This window comes from Streptomyces sp. NPDC059743, assembly GCF_042732975.1.
Taxonomy (GTDB): domain Bacteria; phylum Actinomycetota; class Actinomycetes; order Streptomycetales; family Streptomycetaceae; genus Streptomyces.
Genome location: NZ_JBHWGS010000038.1, coordinates 1 through 10,221 on the forward strand (window position 1 = coordinate 1; position 10,221 = coordinate 10,221).

The 10,221-nt window shown below is 66.6% G+C and carries 7 protein-coding genes and 2 pseudogenes; 4 read left to right on the forward strand and 5 right to left on the reverse strand.

Features of this window, described 5'->3' with window-relative positions:
• Positions 1-254 precede the first annotated feature (254 nt).
• Both ACFV6H_RS37650 and ACFV6H_RS37655 read left to right on the forward strand, forming a co-directional pair.
• The gene (locus ACFV6H_RS37650) at positions 255-662 is read left to right on the forward strand and encodes a peptidase inhibitor family I36 protein (RefSeq protein ID WP_385551382.1); all 408 of its coding nucleotides are present in this window, start codon (positions 255-257) and stop codon (positions 660-662) included.
• A 547-nt stretch (positions 663-1,209) separates the two neighbouring features.
• Positions 1,210-5,328, forward strand: a complete 4,119-nt coding sequence (locus ACFV6H_RS37655) for a GDSL-type esterase/lipase family protein (protein ID WP_385551384.1) — start codon at positions 1,210-1,212, stop codon at positions 5,326-5,328.
• Here ACFV6H_RS37655 and ACFV6H_RS37660 read toward each other — a convergent pair.
• Positions 5,299-5,607: an SsgA family sporulation/cell division regulator gene (locus ACFV6H_RS37660; RefSeq protein ID WP_384988218.1), complete on the reverse strand. Its 309-nt coding sequence runs from the start codon at positions 5,605-5,607 to the stop codon at positions 5,299-5,301. The genes ACFV6H_RS37655 and ACFV6H_RS37660 overlap by 30 nt on opposite strands.
• Positions 5,608-6,015: 408 nt before the next feature.
• Between ACFV6H_RS37660 and ACFV6H_RS37665 the strand changes: the two are divergent.
• Positions 6,016-6,415, forward strand: a pseudogene (locus ACFV6H_RS37665) (hypothetical protein); the annotation flags it as partial.
• 78 nt (positions 6,416-6,493) lie between these two features.
• On the opposite strand, the gene ACFV6H_RS37670 reads toward ACFV6H_RS37665, so the two are convergent.
• The 4 genes and pseudogenes from ACFV6H_RS37670 to ACFV6H_RS37685 form a co-directional block, all read right to left on the reverse strand.
• Entirely contained in the window at positions 6,494-7,138 is a 645-nt protein-coding gene (locus tag ACFV6H_RS37670; protein WP_385551387.1) for a hypothetical protein, read from the reverse strand.
• Positions 7,139-7,545: 407 nt separating this feature from the next.
• A complete protein-coding gene (locus ACFV6H_RS37675; RefSeq protein WP_385551389.1) occupies positions 7,546-8,316 on the reverse strand; it encodes a transposase in 771 nt (256 codons plus the stop codon).
• 43 nt (positions 8,317-8,359) lie between these two features.
• Positions 8,360-8,596, reverse strand: a pseudogene (locus tag ACFV6H_RS37680) (DUF664 domain-containing protein); the annotation flags it as partial.
• A gap of 32 nt (positions 8,597-8,628) precedes the next feature.
• Complete coding sequence (locus ACFV6H_RS37685) at positions 8,629-9,366, reverse strand: SDR family NAD(P)-dependent oxidoreductase (RefSeq protein WP_385551391.1); 738 nt, start codon at positions 9,364-9,366, stop codon at positions 8,629-8,631.
• A gap of 85 nt (positions 9,367-9,451) precedes the next feature.
• Between ACFV6H_RS37685 and ACFV6H_RS37690 the strand changes: the two genes are divergently transcribed.
• Complete coding sequence (locus tag ACFV6H_RS37690) at positions 9,452-10,093, forward strand: TetR/AcrR family transcriptional regulator (protein WP_385551393.1); 642 nt, start codon at positions 9,452-9,454, stop codon at positions 10,091-10,093.
• Positions 10,094-10,221 lie beyond the last annotated feature (128 nt).

A 10,221-nucleotide genomic window follows, 5' to 3' on the forward strand; every position in this document is an offset into this window, starting at 1 on the left:
GGTCCGCAACGACTGACAGAGCCGAGGCCTGGCCATGGCCGCCGCCCTGACCTGCTACAAGAAGCTCGCGAAACTTGCCACGTGAGACAACCTCTAAGTCAGTGACGGTCTTCGGTGATTAATGTTTGTGGTGCCGATGAGACTTCCGCCCGTCGTCCGAATTCCCTGTAATTCTATGAGGAACGAGCCTCGTACGGCTCAAAAAGGAGAATCCTGTGAAAATGAGATCGTTCAGGCGTGCGAGTGTCGCGGCCATGACGGCAGTTGCCGGAGTGGCGATGCTCTTCTCGGCGACACCGGCATCCGCCGCAAACCCTCCCTACGACGGCTGCCCCGGGTGGGCGATCTGCCTCTATGAGCACGAGAACGGAGGGGGTTCGAAGGTCATCATCACTCCCGACGTATTCGGCAGGATAACGACTTTCTCGGTTGCCAAGGCTCATTTCCTGAACGGGAAAGGGGCCAATGACCAGGTCACGTCCTGGCTGAACAACACGAACTGCGAAGTGCGCTTCTACGACCAGGCTCCCTCACCCGCCGGATGGACCGGGTACCCCTTGATGATTGACCGTACGCCGCACGACAATTACGGCGCCAGGGGCGACTGGACCGGCACCAATCACAACGACTGGCTCAGCGGGGTTGACTACCACTGCAGGTGACAGCCCGGTCCTGCCTGACGCGGTGGCCATAAGCCGTGTTCAAGGCGCCGGCGGGATGATGCCGGCGTAGATATGCAACCAGGGCTGTTGTAAGGCCATGTGGTCTTGCAGCCGTACTGGTCAGCGACCTGTTACCGAGATCAACGGAGCTCCGTTGAGTGCGATGATGTTTCATGTCCTCGATGTGCAACGGAGCTGCGACTCTCTGAGTGGCAGGGCTGTTTTCAGAGTCGGAGTGATCTTGTGAGATTGCACGTCACGGCCGTGTGACGGTGCCCGGTTGGGCCCGGTCCGCAAGGTTACAAGGCTCCGGTTGGCGCCGGTTACCGATCAAGTCGCCGACGCGTCAGCGCGTGCGCACACGGGGCTGACGCGGTGCCTGGCCACGTTGCAGCAAACGGCGTGCACGGTTCCCCCGCCCGACACCGCACCCCATCCACATCAACGACTGATCCGCCAAGTCCCCTCCTGTCATGGACCGTTGCAATGATCCGCACCGAGCCGGACTCGTGGCGGACCGCGGCGGGGAGGAAAGAGGGACGGACAGTTGTCCATACGTACGCCGCGGCACAAGTCCCGGCACAGACCGAACTCCTGGCGGGCGGGCGCTGTCGCGCAAGCCCTGTGTGTGGCGATGCTCGCCTCGCTCGTCACACTGTTCGCGCCCGCGTCGGCACTGGCCCTCGACGACGTCAACGAGTCGGCCATCACGTTCAACGCGCAGGGCGGCACTCGGTGGAACTTCGTCAGGTCGGTCCTGATCAAGGACGCCGATGTCGTGGCCCTGCAGGAGACCACGACGCCTCCAGTCGAGGGCACCGGGCGTGAGCTCACCGACAACCTCGGCGACCCATCGGCGACCCCGTCCGGGCTTCCCAGCCTGAAGTACCGCCTCTACGTGCAGCGTTGGGGCAAGCCAGGACGGGGGCAGGCGGAGGGGGCCCTGCTCTACCTGAAGATCCTGGACAAGGCTGCCTGGGGCACCGAGACCGGTACCGACACCGACGACCCGGACACACAGAGCAACACCCAGAAGTCCATGGCGATCTGGTTGCGGAACGCACCCGAGGACCTCGGCGACCTCGCGGCCCGTGTCAAGATTCTTCCCGCCCAGGACGACAGGGGGCGCTGGATCAGGTCCCGCCCCGCGTTCGGGGTGGAGGTCAACGGCACCTGGTACTTCAACATCCACGCCGCGTCGATCCGTTCCGGCGACACGCCCAATCCGCATGCGGTCGCCCTGATCGACACGCTGTCCCAGGCCATGGTCGGCCAGCGGTGGCGGGCCCTGGGCGACTTCAACAGCTCCGCCGCCCCCACGCGCCGCAAATTCCCCAACACGTTCTACGCGACGCAGAACGGTGCCGTGGACGGCTCGCCCGTCCCGACCCAGCTGTCCGGCTTCCCACTCGACTTCATGGTCGCCAGTGATCAGCTCAAGAACCTCGCTGTGTTGCGGAATGGCCAGAACGGTGGCTCCGACCACTGGCCCGTGAGGTTCGCCAAGGAGGGCAGCCGCACCTGCAACTCCGACTGGGGCAATCTGACCGTCTACAACCGCGAGGAAGCTCAGGGCGTCGCGCGTGCGGCGGGGGACGCGTGCGGTCCGCGGCCCGCGGTCATCTCCATGGGGGACAGTTACATCTCGGGTGAGGGTGGCCGCTGGGCCGGGAACGCCGCCGCCTCTGCGGCCGGGTCGGTGTGGGGCACGGACCGGGCCGCGGTGAACTGCAACGGTGACGAGACCGTGTGCGACCACGAACCGTCCAAGGTCTACGGCGACACCGGGTACGACAAGGGCGCGAACGCGTGCGACCGGTCCGACTCGGCCGAGATCAAGGGCTTGAAGACCCCCGACGTGCCACTGGAGCGGCGATTCAACATCGCCTGCTCAGGTGCGACGACGGACAATGTCACCACGACCGGCTTCAAGGGCCAGCGGCCCCAGATCGACGATCTGCGCGACATCGCCCAGAACAACGACGTGCGGACGGTCGTGCTGTCGATCGGCGGCAACGACCTCAAGTTCGCCGACATCCTCCAGGACTGCGTCAAGGCTTACTTCCTTCCGTCCCTGTTCAACAAGGGCTGCCGGGGCAGCATGGAGAATGAGTTCTCCGAGGGCCTCGACCAGGCCCGGGCCAAGGTCGTGCGGACGGTCGAGGCGATCCGTAAGGTACTGCGCGAGGCGGGCCAGGAGGACGGCAGCTACCAGATCGTGCTGCAGTCCTACCCCAACCCCCTGCCACTGGGCCGCGACTACCGCGACCCGGAGAACGCGCCTCTCCCGCCGGCCAACTACAGCCGGTATCTGAGTGGCGGATGCCCCTTCCTGGACGCGGACAGCGACTGGGCGCACACCTCCGTGGTGCCACGGATCAGCTCCATGCTGCACCGTGCCGCGAACGAGGCCGGGGTGTCCTTCCTGGATCTGCAGGACGCCTTCGCCGGGCACGAACTGTGCAGCAGGACGACGCAGCAGGCCAACTCGTCCCACACGCTCACCGCCCCGCTCAGTGCCGACCGCGCCGAGTGGGTCCGATGGGTCCCGTACCTGGTCGAGGGCATCAAGGACCTGCCGTGGCAGGCCCAGGGGAACCAGCAGGAGGCGATTCACCCGAACCACTACGGCCAGCTCGCCCTGTCCGCCTGCTTGACCAAGATCCTGGAAAAGCTCGACGACTCCCCGGCGGCCTCCGCCTGTGTCGGCAAGGCGTCCAGCGCTCCCGGTTCCGTCGACGGGACTGTCAACGACACCGGGCCGGAACTGAGCAGGAGCAACCGCCGTGCCCCCGTGGCGGGGCTCCCGGACTGGAGCCGGGCCGGATACCGGGGCGGAGAGGTGCTGCCCAATGCGGCTTCCTACAACTCCGACCCCACCTGCCACATCACCCCGTCCACTCTTGAACAGCAGTTCAACGTAAAATCCGACGACGGACGCGACGACACGGCGGGGCTGCAGGGTGCCATCGACCAGATCGGCAAGAGGTGCACACCCAGCGCCGCGCCCGGCAGGCTGTCGGTGATCCAGCTACCCAAGGGCGTACTCAACGTCAGCAAACAGCTGGGCGTGGACGCCTCGTACCTGGTGATCCGGGGACAGGGGTCGGATCCGGCGAACGGCTCACGGATCGTCTTCCGCCCCGACGAGAGCACCCGCTACGACACCCTGACGTCCAAGAGCGAGCGCTGGTCTCAGGAATCCATGGAGCACAAGTGCGAATTCACGACGACCAACCTCGTCGGCACCGGTGGCTGGATCTGGCCAGGACGCGGGCTGTTCCGGGTCCAGACCCGGGAGCCCGCCGAGAGGTATCTCGACAGATGCGGCTTCCCCGACAAGATCCCGGAGAACCGCCGCGACCTCTTCGAGGGGTCGATCAACCAGCACTGGGAGTCGGGTATCGAAGTGGGCGGATCCGCAGCCGACGCCAACTACGCCGCGCACCAGGGCGACCGGGTCATCCAGCTGAACGCGAAGGCGAAGATGGACGCCTTCGAGCCGGGCGGCTACCTGTGGGTCGGCGCGGCCAACAGCCTCAAGTTCTACCAGTCCCAGGGAGTGGACGTGGTGAGGACGGACGACCCCCGCATGGACAACCTGCACATGCGCCAGCAGGTTTTCACCATCGCCTCGGTGGACACCTCCCGCCGCACCGTCACGATCGACAAGCCACTGGAGTTCGATCTCCCGGTCGATTCCACTTCCGACGGCTCCCCGCCGCTGGGAGTGGGGGCCGGCAAGCCCTACGCCAGCAAGGTCACCGCACTGAAGATGATCACCGACGTGGGCTTTGAGAACTTCTCCTTCACCCAGGACATCAACGGCCTGCCCAAGCTCACCGGCGGCGCCTACCAGTTCAGCCCGTCCCAAGCAGCCCACAACTACGGCAACATGGCACCCGACTACGCCATGCACGGCATCGTCTTCAAGTGGGCCGCCAACTCCTGGGTGCGCGGCGTCCGCGCCGACATGGCCGGCTCGCATCCAGTCGTCACCGAAGTGGCCAAGAACATCCAGGTCGAGCACAACGTCTTCGACGGTTCCTGGAACAAGGGCAAGGGCGGCAACGGCTACCTGCGCGGCTCCCGCGTCTGGGACTCGGTCTACGCCTACAACACCAGCCGCAACCTGCGGCACTTCACCTTCCAGTGGGCCTCTTCCGGCAACGTCGCCATCGGCAACGACTTCGACTCCGATCTGAACCTGCACGGCGGCTGGGAACAGCACAACCTGTTCGAGAACAACACCGTGCACGTGCCCTACAACCACTCCTCCAGCGAGTGCGACACCAACTGCGGAGGTGAGGGCGGGGCCGGCGACAAGGGCACCTGGTGGCCGATCTACTGGGCCGCCGGCACCAAGGGCATCGGCTGGTCCGGATCGAGCGGCCCGCAGAACGTCTTCTTCCGCAACACCCTGACCAAGCAGACCACTCCAGGAGGCCCCTACCAGCCCTACCAGCCCTACGCGGACAAATCCAGGGTGTACCAGTTCGGCTCCGCCACCGACAACGCGAGCGCCTTCCGGCATCTGAGGACCGCAGGCGGCCCCATCCTGGACTGGGGCGGCAACGAGGGCCTCGACTACACCCACGGAGACGGCGTCAACGCCTCCAGGACCGACCCCGCACCCTCACTCTTCCTGCGCAACTACCGCTCCTGAGCCGGACCCCGTCCGACTGCGCCCGTTCCCGACGAACCCCGGTTCGCCGGGAACGGGCGCAGAGCGTTGTACGCGGTCCGCGATCGGGCTGCTGAGAAGGTCCGCGGCGGTGACGTCCCAGTTGACTCCGGAGAGCTCATGGCCGGCGGGAACCAGCTCGTAGGTGTGCTCCAGCCACTCTGAAAGCGGTGGCATCGGCAGTTCAAACAGAGCCGCCATGTCACCGGAGCCCAGCTGAAGCCAGGCGGTCGCCCGGTTCTCCGGCTTCGACGGCCACATCAGGGTGTGACCCGGATACGCGCCAAAGGGGCAATGGGATGATCTTGAAGCTTTGAGTGCCCGGTTTCACCTACGGCGGTGGGCGGCTGGGGCACGCTCGTCGACGTGCTGGGCGACCGCGTCGACGCCGGGCCGTGCGTACCGTTCCAGGGACCGTACTGAGGCGTGGGCGGGCGCGGGCCAACAGCATCGGCGTAGACGTGCCGTCTTCCGTGTCATGCGTGAGCGCGCTGCGGCGGAGCCGGTGGAGCGTCCAGCCCTCCAGGTAGTCGAAGTCCTCGGGGCCGGCGAGGGGGTTGGCAAGCAGCCGGGTGTTCTTCTCGGAGATCTCTTCCGCGCGGCGGTAGGACAACCGCGTCCGGCCGGTGGCTGGGCAAATGTCCAGGCTCACAGTCGGTCAAATGCCCAGCTCACGCCGTGGACGGCAAGTGCCTGCGGGAAGCGGTCCGGCAAGACGGCAGCTGCGTCTTCGTCATCACCGCCGTACGCCACGACGACGCCCTGACCGGCGCGCTACGCGAGATCGGCGCCAAAACCAACGAGATCCCCGAGTCCGCCCAGCTCCTGGACGCCGAAGGAGATCGCCGCCTGGGCACGCGGGCACTGGATCATTGAGAACAGTCCAATGGACGTCACCTTCGCCGAGGACCACAGCCAGGTCCGCCGCCACCACACCCCCACCGTCATAAGCACCCTGCGCGACCTGGCCCGTGCCACCCTCCACCACGTCGGCTGGACCAACATCGCCAGCGGCAGACGCGCCCACACCCAACGCGAAACCGCCCTCGCCCTCCACGGAATCCCCTGATCAAGACGGACTATCAAGATTCTCCCCGGGACTCTGCGGCGCCCCCTGTCGGAAATGGTCCGAACCATGCCGGTCCCGCTATCGAGGGCGGGGCACGGTGAGGTAGGTCCCGCCATCGATAGCCGGCCGGATCTCCACCTTGAGAACCGTTCCGTACCGGGCGCGGATTTCTGGCACAGCCTGGGGCCGCAGGGGGTCGATGTGGCACAGGGAGTAGATGGGAGATTCCGGCGGGCAGGCGGGCGCCTCCTTGCCCCCGACTTGGCTCGCAGCAGGCGGGCTTCCGGGGAGGGCTGGGTAGTCCCAACTAATGGTCACGGCTCCGTTTTCCGACTCCAGGTACGGTGCGGGCATCAGTAGCCCGTCCGGGAACACACCCCGCAGCCGGTGATACTCCAGCGCGTAGTCAAGTGATCCCGCAGGCGCGCTCCCCGGGCCGTTGACATTGGACTTCCATCGCACGATGGCCGCGGCCTCGATTCGTCGCAGCACTTCGGTGACCTCACCCTCGACCCCGAATACGGCGCTCATGCTCATCGAACAGGCCATCAGAGGGCCGGAGGCCGGCTCCAAGAAGTTCCCAGTCCTGGGTCCGGTGCACACGTCCTCGTACACGGTGTACCCGTGCCGCAATCCTTTTACGTGGCCTAATCGCGCCGGCAGCGCCCGGATACGCCCCTCCTCCAAGTCTCGCTTCAGCCGTGCGTCGTCCGTGGTAGCCATGGCCCGCAGCTCCCCGTCGCTGGGCAACCGCGAGCACGCACTCGTCATGGCCATCACCAACGCGCACCCCATGGCCAGCACGCCAGTGCCCAGCCCACGGCCTGATCTCATTGCCCGCCCCCGACGTCCGCTCTTCAACCCACCGTCCCGCGCCTCGTACGCCAACGCATGAGTACCCGTACTCAGAGATCCCAAAGGAACGACGTCGCCGGTCCGCGGTTCTTCGGCGAGAGCCCAGAACACCATCGCCTCGAAGTGCCGGCGTCGCCGACACCCGAGCCGGGTTATTGTCCCAGATCGCTTTCTGCCAGCTCTGGCTGGCGGTGATCTCATTAGGGCTGCCGCTGTGTCTAAGCGTTGTCCCGTAAATGATCTACGGCATGCTGGCTGACCTGCCCGGTTTTAGGTCACCCGGCCAGGGTGAGGTTGTGGAGACGGGCTACGCCGAGCATTGCGTGGTGGACGCCATCGCCTTTGAGGCGGCAGTCGCGGAGGATCTTCCAGGTCTTCATGCGGGCGAAGGCGTGCTCGACGCGGGCTCGAACCTTGCGGTGCGAAGTGTTGTGTTCCTCTTTCCAGGCGGGGAGTTCGGTCTGGCCGGCTTTTCGGGGGTGCGGGATGATCAGCCCCGTTCCCCGGTAGCCGCCGTCGGCGATGACCGTGGTGCGGCCGACAGCGGCCTTCGCGCCGGACTCCTCCCGGGCCCTGCAGTCGTTGCGGTTGCCGGCCAGGGGCCGCCCGACGGCCACGACAAGCCGGGTGTCGGCGTCGATGACCACCTGGTGGCTGGTCGAGTACCGGTAGTTCTTCGACTGCCCGGCGACGCTGTGGTCGCGGGTGGGAACCAGGGTGCCGTCCACGATCAGCACGGTGTTCTTGCGGAACCGCTTGCGGGGCTCGGGCGCGAGCAGCGGGCCGAGGTGACCGACGAAGCGGCCGGCGGCCGACTTCGGGACACCGAACAGCGGCGTGAGCTGCCGCAGGGTCAGGTTCGTCCGCCAACAGGCCGCCACCAGCAGTACCCGGTCCTCCAACGGCAAAGACCAGGGACGACCTTTGCCCACCGGGTCAGCACCCTCCCGCCGCAGCGCGGCAACGAGCTTGCTGAACTGCCGCGGGCTCAAACCGCGGAACGGAGCTATCCACGAGAGCTCCGACGCCGTGATCACACCAGCCACAGCAAGATCATCTCACCTACGACCAGCACTTACAGGACAACGCTTAGTAGTACCCCTTCGCCCCGTCAAGCAGCTCCCTCACGATGTCCGCATGCCCCGCGTGCCGTCTGGTCTCCTCGGCGAGATGGATGAGCATCCAGCGGAGGTTGGCGTTGCCGGAGCGGCAGCCGGGGTGGCGGCTGACGTCATCCAAAGAGGCCGAGGCCACGATCTCGTTGCTCCCGGCGCACTGGGCCTCGTACGACGCACACGCGCGGCCGGGAGTGCGCCCCATCGCTTCGAGGGAACCGGATGCGCACCGCCGGCCGTGGTTCAGGCCCGGGTGTAGCCGCCGTCGGCGAAGAGTTCGGCGCCGGTGACGAACGACGAGGCGTCCGAAGCCAGGAAGAGGGCGGCCTCGGCGATTTCCTCGGCGTCGGCCAGCCGCCCCAGTGGCACGACGGCCTCGGCGAACCGGTCGACGTCCGGCCCCGCGGCGCCCAGCAGGCCGGGGGTCCGCGTGGGTCCCGGGCTGAGCACGTTGACGCGGAATCGGCGCTCCCGCGACTGCCGGGCCCAGTTGTGCACGAGGTTGCTCACCGCCGCCTTCGAGGCGCTGTAGACCTCGAGTTGCTCATTGGGCCGCATGCTGTTGCTCGAGCCGACGACCAGGATGGAGGCGTTCTCCGCCAGCAGCGGAAGCGCCTTCTGAACGGTGAATAGTGGGCCCTTGACGTTGACGGCGAGCGTCAGGTCGACGTTCGCCTCGGTGTGGGCGCCGAGCGCGGCGTCCGCGACGATTCCCGCGTTGGCCACCAGCACGTCGATGCGTCCGGCCTCCTCGCGGACTCGCGCGTAGAGCGCGTCCAGGTCGGCCAGGACCGAGACGTCGGATCGTACGCCGGTGGCCGCAGGGCCCATCTCCTTGACTGCCGCTTCGAGGCGGTCGATGTCCCGGCCGGTCACGAAGACCCGTGCGCCCTCCCGGATGAAGCGGTGGGCGATGGCCAGCCCGATCCCGCTGGTCCCTCCGGTGATCACGGCCACCTTCTCCTGCAGCACGCCTGGCATGTGGAACCCCTTCAGTTGTGGAATGGATCGTCCATAACGTTAGGCAGTAATGGACGATCGAGTCAAGAATGGATAGGCTGAGACCATGCCGAGACCACGCGCATTCGACGAACGCCAAGTCCTGGAGCGGGCCCGGGAACAGTTCTGGGCGACGGGCTATGCAGGAACCCGGATGGACGACATCGCCCAGGCGACCGGCCTGGGCAAGGGCAGCCTGTACGGCGCATTCGGCGACAAGGGCAAGCTGTTCCACCGTGTATTTGGCGACTGGTGCACCGCAGTCGTTGAGGTGGCCGAAGCGCGGCTGGCAGGTGGCCCGGACGCAGAGGCCTTGGCCCGGCTGTCGGGATACGTGCACCTGATGGCGGAGAACACCGCCTCCGACACCAAGCGCCGCGGGTGCCTGTTGGCCAAGGGCGCGGCGGAACTGGCCCAGCACGATCCGACGGTCGCCGGACGGTCGGCCGAGACCATGACGGCACTGCTGACCCTGCTGCGGACGGAGATCAGCGCCGCCCAGCGTCACGGCGACATCGATGGCGCTGCGGATCCGGAGCGGTTGGCGGCACTGCTGCTGACGGTGGTCCGAGGTATCGAGGCGGTAGGCAAGGCCGGCCTGGACCCGGAGACGCTGCGGAACATTGCAAACACCGCACTGGCGGTCCTGCCCATGCCCGAGGGGCAGAAACGCCTCGCACCCGGGCGCAGTCCGGCCCGCGAGAACTAACTTGGTGCCATCACGGCCACATGATCCGCCGGACAGTGCCTAGGTGTATTGACCCGCAGGGTTGTTGACGCGGCTGATCGGGGGGTGGCCTCCGAGTGCGGTGTGGGTGCGGTGGTGGTTGTAGGTGT